Below are 14701 nucleotides of genomic sequence, written 5' to 3'. Positions count from 1 at the left end.
TCGCCGACCGCGTGGAAACGTGGACCGCCGTTTCGGCGGCGATGCTGGATCGGCCGCACCTCCTGCGAGACCGCCAGGACTAATACCGCCTTCGATATAGCCTGGGTTTCATCGGGGCCTTGTGCCGTGTGGCCCCCTCATCAGCGAATATTCGCCCCCATGTCACCCCCACAACCTTTCACCCGTAACGCTGCATCCCATCGACGCCGAACCGGCTGGAGACCACCCTCCTCCAGCCGCTCAACTCTTACGATCGGATGCCCCCCATGTGCATGTTCTCGTCCCCGCCGAAAGCCGAGCCGCCGCAGGCGCCGCCCGAATACGCCCAGCAGAAGACGCCCGACTACGCCGCCGCTCAATCGACCGCCGCGCGGCGCGCCTCCGACAAGGTGAAGGGCGCCCCCTCGACCATTCTCACCTCTCCGTCGGGCGCGCCTGTTCTCGCCGATACGCAGACCCCGGCGCTGACGGGCAATACGCTCAAGAAGACGCTGCTCGGGCAGTAAGGCGGAGACATCAATGGAAAATCTTCGTCGCGACAACGAGACGCAAATTGCCTATCACCGCCGCCGGCTCGCCGAACTGAAAGAGGTTCGCCAGCCATGGGAGGCCGAATGGCGGGCTTTGGCCGAGCATATCGAGCCGACGCGGCTGAGGCTGCATTCCGGCCGCGAAGGCCCGCGCTCGCGTGAGAAGATCATCGACAGCACCGGCACCCATGCCTATGAAACGCTGAAATCGGGCATGCATTCGGGGCTGACCTCGCCCGCCCGGCCCTGGTTCCGGCTGACGACCTTCGATCCCGATCTGAAGAAGCAGGATTCCGTAAAAGTCTATCTCGCCGCCGTGCAGGACAAGATGCGCGAGGTGTTTGCAGCCTCCAATCTCTACCGCGCCTTCCATATCGGCTATGGCGATCTCGGCCAGTTCGGCCAGTCCGTGGCGATCATCGTCGAAGATGAGGAGACGGTCATCCGCGTGCAGCAGCTGGTGCATGGCCGCTTCTGGCTCGCGCGAGATCACAAGGGCAAGGCGACGACCCTCTACCGCACCTTCCGCTGGAGCGTGCAGCGCATCATCGAGCGCTTCGGTTATGACAATGTGCCGGAGCGGCTGCGCAGCCTCTATGACTCGTCGAAATACGGCGAGTGCTTCGATGTCTATCACGCCATCGAACCGCGCTACGACCGCGACCCCAGACTGATCGACAAGCGCAACAAGGCCTTCCTCTCCAACTACTGGATCGACGAGCTCGGCTCCGAGCTGCTGGAAGAAAGCGGCTTCGACAGCAATCCGATCATCGCGCCCGCCTGGGAGCTTTCCGAGGACGATCATTACGCGCTGTCGCCCGGCCAGAAGGCGCTGAGCGATATCAAAATGCTGCAGCTCGAACAGACGCGAAAGCTCGAAGGCATCGACAAGAAGGTGCGCCCGCCGATGAACGCGCCGACTTCGATGCAGAACAGCCCGGCCTCGCTGCTGCCGGGGGCCGTGAACTACGTGGATGATCCGACCGGCAAAGGGTTCCGCCCGGCCATGGAGGTGAACCTCAGCCTCGCGGAGCTGCGCGAAGATATCCAGGAAGTGCAGAACCGCATCGAAAAGACCTTCTTTGCCGATCTCTTCTTCGCCATCACCAATATGGAAGGCGTGCAGCCGCGCAACCAGTTCGAGCTGACGCAGCGCAAGGAAGAGCAGCTGCTGCAGCTCGGCCCCGTCTTGGAAAATGTCTTCGGCGATCAACTCGGCCCGACCATCGACCGCACCTTCGATATTCTCGCCGCCCGCGACGAGCTGCCTCTGCCCCCGCCGGAGCTGCAGGGCATGGAATTGAAGGTGGAATATATCTCCACGCTCGCGCAGGCGCAGCAGGCGGTCGCGACAGGCGCGATCGAGCGCGGCGTCGCCTTCATGGGCCAGGTCTCGGCGGTCAAGCCGGAAGCGCTCGACAAGCTCGATGTCGATGAGGCGATCGATCTCTATTTCGATGCGATCGGCGCCCCGCCTTCGATGATCCTTGCCGATGACAAGGTGGAGGATCTGCGCTCGCAACGCGCCCAGCAGATGCAGGCGGCGCAGACGGCGCAAATGGCCTCGCAGGTGGCGCCCGCCCTCAACCAGGGCGCCAAGGCCGCGCAGGTGCTGGCGGACGCCAATGACAACCCGAACGGCGCTGCACTTCTGCGCCAGCTGGGGCTCGCCTGATGGGCCATTTTAAGGATCAACCATCCATCCCCCAAACCATCGGGCGAGAGGAAATCACCACAGCGTTTCGTGAGGTCTTCGCCACCGCCTCCGGTAAGCGCGTGCTGTTCTGGATGCTGGAGCAATGCGCGATCTACCAGGAAGCCTATGCGGGAGAGCTCGTCAACGCCACGCATTACACGCTGGGCAAGCAGGGCGCCGGCCGGCGGCTGATCGCCGAGCTCGACCGCATAGACCCGACGCTCTATCCGCGCCTGCTGCTGGCGATCGCGGATCTCAAGGCGACAGACAAGGCAGCGGCGGCAAGCCGCGCCGCAAGTGAGGAAGGCGAAGACCATGACATTGATGCTTAAGATCGGCCGGCCGCAGATCGCGATGAGCGCCGAAGGCGCAGGCGGCGGTGGCAGCGGTGGCGGTGAAAGCGCTGCGCCCGAAACCATTCTCTTCCCCGAGGACGCGCCATCACCGGATGGTGACAGCGGTGGCGATCACCACGCCGAAACCGAAGACCGCGACGGCGGCAAACCAGACGATAGCACTCGCGACGATCCTGATGACCGCGTGCCTGACGATGGCCGCTATCAGCTCACCATGCCCGAGGGCATCGAGGTGGATCAGGAGCTGATCGACGCCCTCGGCCCTGATTTCCACGCTCTCGGCCTGACCAACCGGCAGGCGCAGCAGCTCGCCGACCGCTTCATCGAGATCCAGGGCCGGCGCGGCAAGGCAGCCGGCGAAGCCTGGGCCGGCCGTGTGCAGGGCTGGGCCGACGAGGCGCGGAAAGACCGCGAGATCGGCGGCGCCAAATGGGCCGGCACCGTGGGCTCCGCCCAGCGCGCGCTCTCTCGCTTAGGCACGCCGGCGCTGCGCGAGTACCTCAATTCCAGCGGCGGGGGCAACCACCCCGAGATGATCAGAATTTTCGCAAAGGTCGGATCGATGATCCAGGAGGACAACCCACCGAACGGCGGCGCGGGCGGAAACGGCAGGAAAGCCGAAACCGCGCACCTGATGTTTCCCAAAGACGCACCGAAGGGCTGATAAGACATGGCCACCATTGGCAGCTACTACCCCAACCTCGTTGACGCATACAAAGGCTCTGCCGAAGGCGCCGTCATCGAGCTTCTCTCCCAGCAGAACCCCATCCTCGACGACGCGATGGCCGTCGAATGCAACATGGATGCCGTGCACCGCCATATGGTGCGCACCGGCCTGCCCTCGGTCTCCTGGGGCCGGCTCTACCAGGGCATCAAGCAGTCCAAGGCGACGATGCAGCAGGTGGACGATACGACGGGCTTCGTGCATGCCCGCTCCGAAATCGACATGCGCCTGCTCGATCTGGCACCCGACAAGGCGAAGGCCCGCCTGGTCGACACCATGCCCTTCATCGAGTCGCTGAGCCAGGAAATGGCATCCGGCCTCTTCTATCATGATACGGCAACGACGCCGGAGAAGTTCAAGGGCCTGTCCGCCCGCTACTCCGCCTATAATCCGAACCTGCCGAACGTGGCGCAGCCGAACATCGCCAATCAGGTGGTCAACGGCGGCGGCACGGGTGCGGACAATACTTCGATCTGGTTCGTCACCTGGGGCGACCATGCCACCCACCTGCTCTATCCCAAGGGCACGAAGGCGGGCGTAAAGATCGACGACAAGGGCGAGCAGCGCGTGCTGGATGCCAATGGCGACCCCTACTATGCCAAGGAGACGCTCTACACCTGGCATATCGGTGCGGCCGTGAAGGACTGGCGCTACAACGCCCGCGTTGCAAACATCGACGTATCGGACATGATGGCCGGCACCGTCGATCTCTGGTCGCTCTTGCGCAAGGGCTACTACCGCCTGCAGTCGCGCCGCCTGAACGCCAAGGCAAGCCGCATCGCCATCTACATGAACAAGGATGTGCTCGAAGTGCTCGACGTGCAGTCGTCAGACCGCGCGCTGACCTCCGACCGGCAGAACACGGTGCACCTGACCACGCAGTTCGTCGAGGGCCAGGAGGTGAAGTTCTATCGCGGCATCCCGATCCGCGAGACCGACGCCATCCTCAACACCGAAGCCGCCGTTCCGGCGCTCGCCTGATCGTCTCAAGTCCCGCCGTCCCAAGCGGCGGGCGTTCCCCAATCTAACGAAAGGCATTCGACATGATTTTCGACCGGCAGACGCTGCTTTCGGACGCGCAGGCGATCACCGCGACCGGCCCCAGCACCAACGTCATCCATCTCGGCCCGATCAAGGCCGGCCTCACCCGTGATATCGGCAAGGGCGAACCGATCCCCTTCCTCATGCAGGTGGTGGAGAGCTTCAACAACCTCACCTCTCTCGCTGTGACCATCCAGACCGACGACAACGAGGCCTTCGCCTCGCCGAAATCGGTCATCACCACGACCCTCAACCTCGCCGACCTCAAGGCCGGCAAGATCATCCCGCCGAGCCACGTTCCGCGCGGCACGGATGAGCCTTACCTGCGCCTGCTCTACACGGTGACCGGCACGGCACCGACCACGGGCAAGATCACCGCCGGCTTCACGGCTGGGGTTCCCTCGCATGGTTGATGTCGTCGCCAACGAGCGCGGCTATTTCGGCAGCATCCGGCGCGAACCCGGCGAGCGTTTCAGCCTGCCGGACGCGCTCTGGAAGGACGAGAAGCGCCGCCCGAAATGGGTGCGGCTTGCGCATCCAGGCAGCAAGGCCGCTGGCAAAGCGGAAGCGGAACCGGCCGAGAAAAAGCCGGCCGCCAAGCCAGCCGGCAACGGCGTGCAGGACGCACTTGGCGGCCCTGCACCGGACTGGGTGCCGCCCGAAGTCCAGAACTCCTCCCAGCCTGGCGACTGACATCCTCTGATCGGCAGGCCAACTTGAGCGGCTTCGGCCGCTCTCTTCTTCTTCGAGCGAAGGCAGAGCACCGATGGCGAAACTCTTTAATATGCAGCGCGTCCAGGGCGTCGTCATCGTTGCCGACGGCACGCGCATGTTCAACAACCGCCCGGTCATCGGCATCCGCGATGTCGGCGACACGACCACGTTTTCCGACAATAGGCCTGTCCTGGGCGTCGATATCGTCGCCGATGGCGCGGCCGTCTATAACGACCTGCCCGTGCTCGGCGCCGTCAGGATATCGGACGGGCGCCGCCTCTACGGCAACGCGCCGGTCGTACCTGTGAAGGGCGCAAATGTCGCCGTACCACTGCCGGCCCTGCCTCTGGCAGCTGGCGCCAAGATCATGGGCCTCGGCCACAGCTTCATCGGGCTGGGGACTCAGCAGACCTTCAATGCCGGACAGACGGCAACGCAAGGCCATCAGGGCTTTTACGAAAACGGCCGAACGGTGCTTTCATGGATCAAGGCGGCGGACGGCCGGTTCAATATCGATATGTTCGCCGAGCTGAGCCACCCGTTCTTCGCGCCCAGCTCCTTTGCGGCCTTCTCCGGCGCCATGGGCGGCAAATCGGGCGATTGCCTGTTTTCCGTGCCCGGCCAGGAAGTGCAGTTTCCCGGCACGCTGGCGCGTACGGCCTATGCGCTCGGCCAGAAGCCCGACATCGTTTATGTCGACATCGGCTACAACGACATCGTCCGAAACAGGAGCCTTGCGGCTGTTATTGCGGACCTCGACAGCCAGCTCCAGCGGCTCACCGACGCCGGTATCCACGTCGTCCTGCAGACGCTGAGCTGGACCAGCACGCTGAATGACGATCCCGTTAACGACAGCCCGGAATGGCCCGGCATCCTCGATGGCATCAACGCCTGGATATTGAACCAGGAGGGCCGCGACGGCGTCACCCTGTGCGACACGCTCGCGCTCGACGGCCCGGCCTCGGGAATCCCGCCGGCCATGTTCGTCGACGGCCTGCATCCCAAGCCGGAGCTTATGGCAAGGCGCGCGGATATTCTCCTGCCGATCCTGCGCGCCATGGTTTCAGCCGGGGAAACGAGATCGCTCGATCCGCTGGCGGCCTATAATATTTTCCCGCAGAAGGGCACGCCCGGCACGAGCGGCACGAAAACCAACGTCACCGGCGACGTGTCTGCAAACATGCGCCTCATCCGGGGAACCGGCACCTCAACCTATGTCGGCAGCAAGGAAGTCGTCGCGGCCGGCAATGAGAAACAGGTCGTCACCATCACGCCGGTAAACGACGGCCTCGCCGTCCATACGGTGACCTACGGCACGACCTCCTCGGTCACCCTCGCCGCACTCGGCCTCGTGGCCGGCGATTGGCTCGAGATCGAAATACCGGTCGAGCTGAACGATTGGGCAGGCTGGGACTATCTCGACAGCTCCATCCGCGGCCCGGTTCAGGTCGCCAACACGGTGACGGTGACAGGCGGCGGCTGGACGACCGGCAACTATATCGGCGGGCGCGGACGCTCGCTCGTTTGCGGCTCCAAGCTCTGGCTGCCGACCGGGCTGACGATGACGAACCTGCGCCTCGACAACCTCGTGGTTCTCCGCCACCTCTGCAACACCGGCGGCACCGGAATTGCCAAGATCGGCGCACCGATTATTCGCAAGATCGGCAGTCCGAGGCTAGCTTGGAATTTGGCCGCCTAGCCGGAGATTCTCCTGACGTCAAAGGGGAAGCATGAAGATAACAGCTCTATTCGGCGAGGAGGGGCGGAATCCTCATTTCAAGCAAAGGGCGTCCCCCGGTCAGGGAGGGACACCCTTTTCAAGCTGACTCTGAACGCACGTTACACGCTGACTCTGAACGGACAGCTGGATAGAAAGTAGCGGACGGACCGAGGTCTGTAATCGGACTAAAGTCCGATACCTCACAATCCTTTCGTGTGATGGATCAGCGGGCGAGTTGCGCTTCGGCGGTAATCAGGCCGCCAGCGCCATCAACATGAGACGATCGGTTTCGGCATCCCTACCGCTATCTGCCAGCAAGAACTTTCCTGCCGAAGACGTTCGCGATGAAAGCCATTGCCATCTGCAGCGTTAGATGGATATCTCTCATGGACCGCCCCTCTTCTTCGCGGACGTCTGAGCGCTCAGGCGAGATCGCTTCGTTGACGATCGTGTCCTTTGAGATGGCAATACTGGAAAGCTCGCGCCTATCGGCAGGAGCGGCCTGTATCAACTCGTCTATATTATAAACCTGCTGCGCTTCTTCAAATAACCGCTCGATACCCATTCGACCTGACCCCAGAAATTTCAACCCAGAGGAAGCGGTATCAGGCTGCAAATTGCACGTAAATCGCGCGACACTGCAAGGATCGAGGGAAAGTCCGGTTAAGGTCAACCGGTAAGGTTAAAGACCCACTGCCCCAGGCATTTTGCGGGGCAGGCAGAGGCCGATCCCTCAAGCTGACAGGCCTTGCCCACCATCACCTCGTCAGCGCTTGGGCATCGCGGCGGGTCTACCGCGCTCATCGGCGCCGACCGGCAATCGCCGGTGCGCTCCTTAAGGTCAATGAAGAATAGAAAGGGCCGTAATACCCGCTTCGTCTGCGGCCCGGATGATAGCCGCTCTTAGTTCATCGGTCTCGGCTTTGCCGGTCATTACGTCCAGACAGGCTTTGACGGCAGACAGGAACTCCTCGCCATCGTCGGATGGCCATTCTCTCATCAACGCGTTGGCGGCCTCCCCCACCGTTCGGACAATCAGATGCTTGTTCCCGTCCTTGAAGACGAGGATGACCGGATCGAACAATGCCGAAGTGTCCCATTTCATGACGCTTGGTTCCCGACGAACTAACACATCGGTAACCTTGCAAAAGTCATGCCGCTGCACGCCGGGGTTGGAAATTGCCGTTGGCCCCGTGGCTGGATGACAAGACGGCCGGTAAAGGCCGGCCGTCGTCTCAAATGCGGTAGCTGCGCTCCTCAGACGAGAAGCGAGCTGTTCACCAGGATGTCGGCATTGTCGAAGAATGCCTTATGCGCGCCGATGAAGGCGATGTCCTGGGCGGCATGGGCGGTGCCGGCGCCATCGGCGTCGTAGGAGAGCACGCCGGTCGCGGCATTGTAGATCAGCTCCGGGCCGGCCTTGGTGCCGGCTGCGCCCCACTTGTTGACGATCTCGAAGGACGCGGCATCGACCACGCCGTTATTGTCGAGATCGAGACCCGTAAAGGCATTGCCGAGCGAGATCTTGTCGTCGGCATCGAAATCCCAGATCGAGTCCTTGTTGGCCGCACCCATTTCATTGAAATGGAACGTATCGGCCCCACCCTTGCCATGAAGGCTGTCATTGCCCGCGCCGCCGGCGATGACGTTATTGCCGGCATTGCCGGTAATCGTGTTGGCAAGGCCGTTGCCGGTGCCGTTGATGTTGGCGGTGCCGTTCAGGCGCAGGTTTTCGACATAGGCATCGTCGTTGAGATCGACGCTGACGGTCGCCCAGATCGTATCGGTACCGCCACCGGCCGCCTCGTCGACCACCCGGTCGCCGGCATTGTCGAAGACGTAGCCGTCGTCGCCGGCCGAGCCATGCACCGTGTCCGCGCCGCCGCGCCCGTCGATCCAGTCATTGCCGGACGCGCCGTAGAAGGTGTCGGCAGCCGCAGAACCGGTGATCGTCACCCGCTCCACCGACGTCAGCCAGACGGTCGAATGGTAACCGTCGGCGCCGAGGATATCGTAGACGACGGCGTCGCCGTTCACGGTTGCTGTGACCTGCTGGGCGAGCGAGAAGTCCAGCGCGGCAGAATCGTTGCCGTCTTCACCGTCGAATATGGCTGACTGGCCGTGGTCGATCGCCCAGGGAAGCTCTCCGCCGCCCAAGCCCTGCTTGTACACCAGCGTATCGTCGCCGGTGCCGCCGAAAACGGAATTGCGTGAGGAGTCGCTTGTGACAAGGAACTTGTCATTGCCTTCCTCGCCGAAGAGATAGTTGTTGCCCGCGCGGCCGTCGATGACGTTGTTGCCCGAGCTTCCGGTGATGTTGTTATCGAGTTCGTTGCCGTAGCCCGAAGCATCTCCGTCTGTCAGAGAGAGGTTTTCGATGTTCGCTCCGAGGGTGTAGGTCGAAAGTGATGTGACAACGGCGTCTCCAAAACGAAAGCTGCCGCCAAGCTCGATAACCTGATCGCCGACGTCGTCGACCACATATGTGTCGATCTCGGATCCTCCAACCATCGTGTCGGCGCCGGCGCCCGCGTCCAAATATGCGGATCCGGCAAAACCACTTGCCTTGATGTAATCGTCACCCGCACCCGTCACTATCGCCGCATAATTTGCATCCGACACTTCCACGTGATCATTGCCATTGCTCCCCAAGGCAAAAACCATCGAGCCGGTTACAAAGGCATTCAGCGGTGTATCGGAGGCTTGGCCGTTGTCGAAAGCCTCGCCCATTTTCGCTCTGTTATTTTCAAAAAGCCACCAGGGTCCCGATCCGAGAGTAAGCCCCAGAGACGTATCAAAAGAACCTATCGCCAGCGAAGTATTGGAAGACCCACCCGTAAATGTCGTGCCATCGATAAACTGGCCGAAGGATTCTTCTCCAGTCTGAGTAAGAATAATCGTTCCCATAAAAGCCCCCAAAAAATTCTGCAGTCGGGGGATTTCTTCCACAGCCACAACCAGAAGTCAAAGCTCGAAGTAAGAAATTCTTAACGCTGTTGCTGCGTCGCAATATTTGAAAATATAGTAATATATAGCGTAGAAGTTGCTGTCCCGCGCGACGCCCTCACCGACAGGAAGGCGCGGCGATCCTTCGCCCAACCCCTTGGAATTCCCAGGGAACAGGAAACGCGACAGCGCCTATGGCAAACGGAAGCGCGGCGTGACGCGCGTGACATTGCCGGCAAACGAACGAAGTTGAAGAAACGGCAGAGCCATCCGGTCCATGGCGGCAGATAGCCAGCTCAATCGGTGGCCAAGATCGGCCGCATTAAACTCGCCGCTATCCCTGGGTGTGCTCTTCGATTGGGCCAGCAGAGACCGGCGATTTGACGGCCACCGGCAGGCTGCCGACAGACCATTGCAAAACCCGCGATGTCACCCTCCGCCTTGTGCTGAGGATCTGCGCCCGCGGGTCAAATAGGTAAAAACGACTGCTTTCTCGTCAAGAGAATTGCAATGGTCGGATGCTCGGCACAAGGCCGAGCCTGACGGATGAGACTTTACCGACAAACTGCAAGGCGGCCTCACGACCGCCAGCTCATAACCCGACTTCAATACTCGATTGAATGCCGCAGCTGTGCGATCGTTTCCGCCAGCAGAACTTTTACTGCCTCTTTGACGTCTTCATTTGTCGTCTGCGGCTTCTCAAGCTTAGTCTGTGCAGCCACAAGCACGGCAATACGATCGTCTACGTACTGAGGTGTATTTTCGGAAGAATTATTGCCTCTATGCATCATGTTCATTGTTCGCCCCCTGCGAAAATAAATAATTTATTTGAGAGCCTATCCGTCAACCAAAAGATACGCCCTGTCAATTTCAGCAATAGGAAGCGGTTAAATATTAAGGTTATCATGAAAGATCAATTCTATACATCCAGCGCCGGGAGCTGCTGGATGACGATTTTCACAATACGGCCGAAATATTTTCGAAGACAGCGCAGCTTCGCGCGATCCGGAAACTTAAGCCCACTACTGCGCTAACCAACAGTAGAAATTTTCTCGCGGGAGTCGAGCCCTTGATCGCGACTTTTTTTGGGCTATTCCAGAATATCGTCAATATAGATCAGGATGCCGAACTATAAGATACTTGGCTTTCAGGTATGCATCTGACGATCACGAGTTTCCGGCAGCATTCGGAATCGTCTTGGCCAGATTGCACCGCTCTCCGCAGCTTATGTGTCGAAGGCGCTGCTTTGCTATGTCATCGCATCGACACCAGGAAGACATCGGGTGCCTCCAAGCTGAGACGAACGTACGTTGCGGATGCCAGGTTCGTGGTGTACTCAATGCTGCATATCGAGGTCAGAGGGGTCGGAGCTTGCGATATAAACAACTGGACGCGCTACGCGGGATCGCAGCGTTCACTGTGGTTTTGCACCACCTATTCTTGGCCTTTCCGGGATCGGAAGCAGGCTTGAAGGCCTTTGATCCCTCAAGCTGGGCACATTGGGAAACCTGGGTAGAATACACGCCTTTGCGGGGTTTCGCGAATGGCCGACCGGCAGTCGTCCTTTTCTTTGTCCTCAGCGGATTTGTACTGGCGGCCAGCCTGGAAAAGCAGAGCATGTCCTACCAGGGCTACCTCATACGAAGGTTCTGCAGGATATATCTTCCGTTTGCCATCGCCATCGCCTTTGCCGTGACATTGTTCCTGCTGTCGCCGGCGGGGCCGATACCGGGATTGACCATATGGTTCAACACGACTTCCTGGACCGCTGCGCCGACTCCTGACGTTATAGCCGGGCATCTCGCCATGACGGGACGAGACGCAGACATTCAATTGAACAACGTCATCTGGAGCCTTGTTCACGAACTTCGAATTTCCGTATTATTTCCTTTCATCGCCTTGTTTGCCATCTGGAACTGGCGCGTCGCGCTCGGCGCAGGAATCTCGCTTTGGCTGGCCAGTCAGATCGCGGGTCGTTTCGTCCTCCAGGGAGGCCTCCTCGCATCGGTATTCGACACGGCAGGATACACTCTCTTCTTCGCAGTGGGTGCGATCTGCTTCCATCACCGGCAGACGCTCGCCACGTTTACCAACAGGTTGAACGTGTGGGTCATTGCCTGTGCCGCGCTCTGCCTGATGTCGGCTCCGGCAGGCGCCCCTGCGGCCGAGCTGATCTATGGCATCGCTTCTGTAGCGCTGATCGGCACCGCAATCGGACATGAAAAGGCGCAGCCGCTTCTTACATGCGCACCGCTCCTGTGGTTGGGCAATGTCTCATACAGCCTGTATCTGTTTCATCTCCCGCTGCTCCTCTTCACTCTGCGCCATTGGTATGGCGTCGTGGACAATCGCCTGCTCGTAACCGGCATCATCGCAATCAGCCTGGTTGTCGCCCAGCTTGCATTCTGGACCGTCGAGAGACCATCGGACCAGGTCGGACGGCTGCTGACGCGCAGGCAAGCGCCGGCATAAGAATACGCAGGGCCAGGCACCATATGGGCTGCGCGTGTCGTGACCTTTCCCTTGCTGCCTGCCTATGCCTGCTCGACGCCTCCGCGGATCCGACGCATGTCGTTCGACTCATGATTGCGTTGCATCTGTCATCACATCCTTCAGATCGCCATAATCGCGATATCATATCCTGATGTTTGCAGGCATCGGCGCGATCCACTGCACCGGAATCGCACATATTCGAAGCATCGAAATTATTGCGAGATCTTCTGGATAATAACTCAGATGGCCTCCCGGCCAATTCTGCTTAGGATGCGCCGCAGAATCAGCGGAACGTTTTTGGAGGCGTGCGGATGCCGACGATTACCGGAACGGATGGAAACGATACGTTGATTGGCGGCAACGCCGCCGAGGTGATCATCGGCCTTGTCGGCGACGATGTCATCTACGGCAATGGCGGAAACGACATAATCGATGGCGGTGCCGGCTCCGACCGGCTCTATGGCGGCGCGGGCGACGACACGATCAAGTCATGGCGCCATGAAGGGCCTGACTATATCGACGGCGGCGGCGGCATCGATACGCTGGCGCTGAAGCGCAGCTATGAATATGTCGTCGAGCACATCGATATTTCCACGGCCCTAAAGATAGCCACGCCGCAGGACCTCGGCGAAGGAACCGTCATCGTCAATATGGAGCGCCTGAACATCACAGGCGGATACATGGGCGACCATTTCGTCGGCGGCGCGCTGGCCGATGAGATCCATGGCTGGAACGGCGATGATACGCTGGAAGGGAACGGCGGCGACGACTACGTCGACGGCGGCGCCGGCAATGACGTGCTGATCGGCGGGTCGGGCCACAACACGCTGATCGGCTACAGCGGCGACGACAAGTTCGTCTCCGCCGTCGATGCTGTCGACATCATCGACGGCGGAACGGGCAACGACTCTCTTGTGCTGGATCGGCGCGCTGCGACCGTGGGCCTGAAGCTCGACCTGTCGCTTCCGACGACCACCGTCCAGTCGCTGGGCGACGGCACGACGATCAGCGGCATCGAGCAGATCCAGTTTCGTGGCGGCAGCGGCGCCGATATCGTCACCGGCGGCGCTGGCAACGATATCTTTACCGGCGCCGGTGGCAACGACAGGTTCGATGGCGGCGCAGGCACCGACACGGCGAATTACGCGGGCTCCTTCGCCGATTATGCGATCAACCGGCTGCTCGGCACGGTCGCGAGCGTTGCCGAAGGCACCGACACGCTCGCGCATGTCGAAAAGCTGTATTTCCTCGATGGCGTCTACGATTGGGAAACCGGCATCTTCAAGCCGTTCAACAGCGCCCCCCTCTTGTCGGCAGGGGCTGTGAGCAGCGGCCTCGTCGAAGCCGGCCGCGACGGCGCCGGCATCGACACCGCCAGCCTGCAGCTGACGGCATCCGATCCCGATGCGGGCGATACGATCGCCTACGTCACCGACGGCTGGACGGATCTCGGCGGCGGGCAATGGAGCCTTTCCGGCATTTACGGCACGGCGATCCTGAACACGGCGACCGGAGAGGTGACCTACCTGCTGGACAATGACCGGCCGGCGACCCAGGCGCTGGCGGAAGGTGCCGCGGTTGAGGACAAGTTCGACTTGACGATCCGGGACAGCCACGGGGCGAGCGCCACGCAGAGCATCGGATTCTCGATATCAGGAGCCGACGAGAGCATCGTCGGCGCGACGATCCACGGGACCGAAGGCAACGATTTCATCGCACCGGGCGCGACCCTCGCCGGCCAGCCGCTCGTCACCGTCAACGACGACACGATCTACGGCGCACGCGGCACAGACTATATCGATGGCGGCGCCGGCGCCGACAGGATGTTCGGCGGAAGCGGCAACGACACCTATTTCATCGACAATGCCGGCGACCGCGCTGTGGAAACGGCCGATGGCGGCACCGACACGATCCAGGCGACGATCAGCGTCGATCTCCACGATCACGCCTTCGTCGAGAACCTGCGCCTGAAGGAAGGCGCTGGCGCGATCGGCGGCACCGGCAACAGCCTTGCAAACCTCATCACCGGCAACGCCTCGGCCAATGCCATTTCCGGCGGCGCCGGTATCGACAGCCTCTACGGCAAGGGCGGCGCGGACACCTTCTATTTCAACGAGATGGGCGCCGCCAACAAGGATTCCATCTGGGATTTCGATGCCGACGACAAGATCAGGCTCGGCTCCGCCTTCACCGGTCTCGACAGCAATCATGACGGCATCCTGGATGCGGACGCCTTCATGATCGCCTCCAGATACGGCGCGTCAGCCACCGCCGATCACGCCCAGCTGATCTACAATTCCGCAAGCGGCAACCTCTCCTACGACGCAGATGGCGCCGGCGGCCAGGCGGCGCAGGACATCGCCTTCCTCGGCGCCGGCAAGGCCTTCTTCGACCACGGCGACATCGTTCTGGTGTGAGAGCCGGAGGCTGGGCTGCCGGCGGTTGCCGCGACGGCTGCAGAGTGTGACAGCCGTTATATCT

At 61.1% G+C, this 14701-nt stretch carries 14 protein-coding genes; 10 read left to right on the top strand and 4 right to left on the bottom strand.

All coding sequences use genetic code 11. The features are described 5' to 3' along the window. Positions 1 to 266 precede the first annotated feature (266 nt). The 8 genes from JNB85_RS21285 to JNB85_RS21250 all read left to right on the top strand — a co-directional run bounded on the left by JNB85_RS21285 (position 267) and on the right by JNB85_RS21250 (position 6760). A complete protein-coding gene (locus JNB85_RS21285) occupies positions 267 to 506 on the top strand; it encodes a hypothetical protein (protein WP_183739661.1) in 240 nt (79 codons plus the stop codon). 13 nt (positions 507 to 519) lie between these two features. Continuing rightward, positions 520 to 2205: a portal protein gene (locus JNB85_RS21280; RefSeq protein ID WP_220336277.1), complete on the top strand. Its 1686-nt coding sequence runs from the start codon at positions 520 to 522 to the stop codon at positions 2203 to 2205. Then, positions 2205 to 2558: a hypothetical protein gene (locus JNB85_RS21275; RefSeq protein ID WP_220336276.1), complete on the top strand. Its 354-nt coding sequence runs from the start codon at positions 2205 to 2207 to the stop codon at positions 2556 to 2558. The genes JNB85_RS21280 and JNB85_RS21275 overlap by 1 nt, the downstream gene beginning before the upstream one ends. Further along, a complete protein-coding gene (locus tag JNB85_RS21270) occupies positions 2542 to 3246 on the top strand; it encodes a hypothetical protein (RefSeq protein ID WP_220336275.1) in 705 nt (234 codons plus the stop codon). Before JNB85_RS21275 ends, JNB85_RS21270 begins: the two co-directional genes overlap by 17 nt. A 6-nt stretch (positions 3247 to 3252) precedes the next feature. Next, the gene (locus JNB85_RS21265; protein WP_220336274.1) at positions 3253 to 4287 is read left to right on the top strand and encodes a major capsid protein; all 1035 of its coding nucleotides are present in this window, start codon (positions 3253 to 3255) and stop codon (positions 4285 to 4287) included. A 62-nt stretch (positions 4288 to 4349) separates the two neighbouring features. After that, complete coding sequence (locus JNB85_RS21260) at positions 4350 to 4760, top strand: Bbp16 family capsid cement protein (RefSeq protein WP_220336273.1); 411 nt, start codon at positions 4350 to 4352, stop codon at positions 4758 to 4760. Then, a complete protein-coding gene (locus JNB85_RS21255; protein ID WP_220336272.1) occupies positions 4753 to 5040 on the top strand; it encodes a hypothetical protein in 288 nt (95 codons plus the stop codon). The genes JNB85_RS21260 and JNB85_RS21255 overlap by 8 nt, the downstream gene beginning before the upstream one ends. Before the next feature lie 73 nt (positions 5041 to 5113). After that, positions 5114 to 6760: an SGNH/GDSL hydrolase family protein gene (locus tag JNB85_RS21250; RefSeq protein WP_220336271.1), complete on the top strand. Its 1647-nt coding sequence runs from the start codon at positions 5114 to 5116 to the stop codon at positions 6758 to 6760. A gap of 325 nt (positions 6761 to 7085) precedes the next feature. On the opposite strand, the gene JNB85_RS21245 is transcribed toward JNB85_RS21250, so the two are convergent. The 4 genes from JNB85_RS21245 to JNB85_RS21230 form a co-directional block, all read right to left on the bottom strand. Then, a complete protein-coding gene (locus JNB85_RS21245) occupies positions 7086 to 7346 on the bottom strand; it encodes a hypothetical protein (RefSeq protein WP_220336270.1) in 261 nt (86 codons plus the stop codon). 276 nt (positions 7347 to 7622) lie between these two features. Next, complete coding sequence (locus JNB85_RS21240) at positions 7623 to 7886, bottom strand: DUF982 domain-containing protein (RefSeq protein ID WP_220336269.1); 264 nt, start codon at positions 7884 to 7886, stop codon at positions 7623 to 7625. Between the two features lie 152 nt (positions 7887 to 8038). Beyond that, positions 8039 to 9511 carry a calcium-binding protein gene (locus JNB85_RS21235; protein ID WP_223216571.1) on the bottom strand — a complete coding sequence of 491 codons (1473 nt, stop codon included), beginning with the start codon at positions 9509 to 9511 and terminating at the stop codon, positions 8039 to 8041. Positions 9512 to 10332: 821 nt separating this feature from the next. Then, positions 10333 to 10524, bottom strand: a complete 192-nt coding sequence (locus JNB85_RS21230) for a hypothetical protein (protein WP_220336267.1) — start codon at positions 10522 to 10524, stop codon at positions 10333 to 10335. 454 nt (positions 10525 to 10978) lie between these two features. Between JNB85_RS21230 and JNB85_RS21225 the strand changes: the two genes are divergently transcribed. Together JNB85_RS21225 and JNB85_RS21220 are read left to right on the top strand one after the other, a co-directional pair. Next, the gene (locus JNB85_RS21225) at positions 10979 to 12199 is read left to right on the top strand and encodes an acyltransferase family protein (protein ID WP_220336266.1); all 1221 of its coding nucleotides are present in this window, start codon (positions 10979 to 10981) and stop codon (positions 12197 to 12199) included. A 332-nt stretch (positions 12200 to 12531) separates the two neighbouring features. After that, positions 12532 to 14637 (top strand): calcium-binding protein, encoded by a 2106-nt coding sequence (locus JNB85_RS21220; RefSeq protein WP_220336265.1) that lies wholly within the window; start codon positions 12532 to 12534, stop codon positions 14635 to 14637. Positions 14638 to 14701 lie beyond the last annotated feature (64 nt).

This window comes from Rhizobium mesosinicum (genome assembly GCF_019511345.1).
In the GTDB taxonomy this organism is placed as follows: domain Bacteria; phylum Pseudomonadota; class Alphaproteobacteria; order Rhizobiales; family Rhizobiaceae; genus Rhizobium; species Rhizobium mesosinicum.
The sequence above is the reverse complement of the archived record's forward strand: the minus strand, read 5'-3'. Positions and strand labels throughout refer to the sequence as shown.

Coding starts and splice junctions, on each gene's coding strand:
- JNB85_RS21235 (WP_223216571.1), bottom strand. CDS start 9,511: ATGGGCGAGGCTTTCGACAACGGCCAAGCCTCCGATACACCGCTGAAT.
- JNB85_RS21225 (WP_220336266.1), top strand. CDS start 10,979: ATGTCATCGCATCGACACCAGGAAGACATCGGGTGCCTCCAAGCTGAG.
- JNB85_RS21275 (WP_220336276.1), top strand. CDS start 2,205: ATGGGCCATTTTAAGGATCAACCATCCATCCCCCAAACCATCGGGCGA.
- JNB85_RS21250 (WP_220336271.1), top strand. CDS start 5,114: ATGGCGAAACTCTTTAATATGCAGCGCGTCCAGGGCGTCGTCATCGTT.
- JNB85_RS21245 (WP_220336270.1), bottom strand. CDS start 7,346: ATGGGTATCGAGCGGTTATTTGAAGAAGCGCAGCAGGTTTATAATATA.
- JNB85_RS21280 (WP_220336277.1), top strand. CDS start 520: ATGGAAAATCTTCGTCGCGACAACGAGACGCAAATTGCCTATCACCGC.
- JNB85_RS21230 (WP_220336267.1), bottom strand. CDS start 10,524: ATGAACATGATGCATAGAGGCAATAATTCTTCCGAAAATACACCTCAG.
- JNB85_RS21220 (WP_220336265.1), top strand. CDS start 12,532: ATGCCGACGATTACCGGAACGGATGGAAACGATACGTTGATTGGCGGC.
- JNB85_RS21265 (WP_220336274.1), top strand. CDS start 3,253: ATGGCCACCATTGGCAGCTACTACCCCAACCTCGTTGACGCATACAAA.
- JNB85_RS21260 (WP_220336273.1), top strand. CDS start 4,350: ATGATTTTCGACCGGCAGACGCTGCTTTCGGACGCGCAGGCGATCACC.
- JNB85_RS21240 (WP_220336269.1), bottom strand. CDS start 7,886: ATGAAATGGGACACTTCGGCATTGTTCGATCCGGTCATCCTCGTCTTC.
- JNB85_RS21270 (WP_220336275.1), top strand. CDS start 2,542: ATGACATTGATGCTTAAGATCGGCCGGCCGCAGATCGCGATGAGCGCC.
- JNB85_RS21285 (WP_183739661.1), top strand. CDS start 267: ATGTGCATGTTCTCGTCCCCGCCGAAAGCCGAGCCGCCGCAGGCGCCG.
- JNB85_RS21255 (WP_220336272.1), top strand. CDS start 4,753: ATGGTTGATGTCGTCGCCAACGAGCGCGGCTATTTCGGCAGCATCCGG.